We start from the raw sequence: 909 nt of genomic DNA, 5'->3' as shown, positions 1-909 counted from the left end.
ACATTTCACCATCGCCATAGCCGACAGCGAGCGGCGGTCCCTGACGGGCGCCAATGAGCAGTTCTTCATCGCCTTCAAACAGGAATGCCAGTGCGAAAGCTCCATGCAACAGCGGCAGGCAATCACGGACGGCTTCAATCGGCGATTTGCCCTTATCCAGTTCACGCGTCACGAGATGCGCAACGGCTTCCGTGTCGGTTTCAGTCTGGAACTTGCGGCCTTCGGCTTCGAGCATGGCGCGCAGTTCGGTAAAATTTTCGATAATGCCGTTATGAACCACGGCGAGGCGTTCGGTAATATGCGGATGCGCATTACGCTCCACCGGCTTGCCATGCGTGGCCCAGCGTGTATGACCGATGCCGATCACGCCGGGAAGCGGCTCACCGGCCAGACGCTTTTCCAGATTGACCAGCTTGCCTTCCGCACGACGGCGATCAAGCTTTCCGCCCTGCAAAGTGGCGATACCGGCGGAATCGTAACCGCGATATTCCAGTCGTTTCAGAGCATCGACCAGAAGCGGTGCGACTTCATCCTTGCCGATAATACCGATAATTCCACACATGCATCTACTCCGATACACATCCAGGTTGAATGCTTTATCCAACTGGCGTACTTCGTGCAACCCGCAGTCCATATAATTTACACGTTGTGTTGCATTCAACCAGCTTGGCGGCGTGTTTCTGACACTCCCTGACGTTTGTCGGCAGACCCAAATCGTTCAGTTAAGGTGTATAAAAGAAGGCTCCTGGAGTTTTGAACTTCAGCTTAGACTCGGTTTTGAAAGTGATTGCTACCGTGCCAAACGCCTGACGAGCAGCATTACGGAGGCGGCATAGAGGAAAGCCGCGGCAGATTTGATTGAAGCTTCGAAGTCCTTCGCGAGACGTCTGTTTCGATTGATCCATGCAA

Annotated in this window: 2 pseudogenes; both read right to left on the bottom strand. The window is 53.9% G+C overall.

What is annotated here, in order from left to right:
- Nucleotides 1–562 (bottom strand): annotated as a pseudogene (locus tag ACTJKP_RS26965) (glutamine--fructose-6-phosphate transaminase (isomerizing)); the annotation flags it as partial.
- Nucleotides 563–790: 228 nt separating this feature from the next.
- Nucleotides 791–909 (bottom strand): annotated as a pseudogene (locus tag ACTJKP_RS26960) (IS5/IS1182 family transposase); the annotation flags it as partial.

This window comes from Brucella sp. 22210 (genome assembly GCF_052045675.1).
Lineage (GTDB): Bacteria > Pseudomonadota > Alphaproteobacteria > Rhizobiales > Rhizobiaceae > Brucella.
This window is presented reverse-complemented; position numbering and strand designations above follow the sequence as displayed.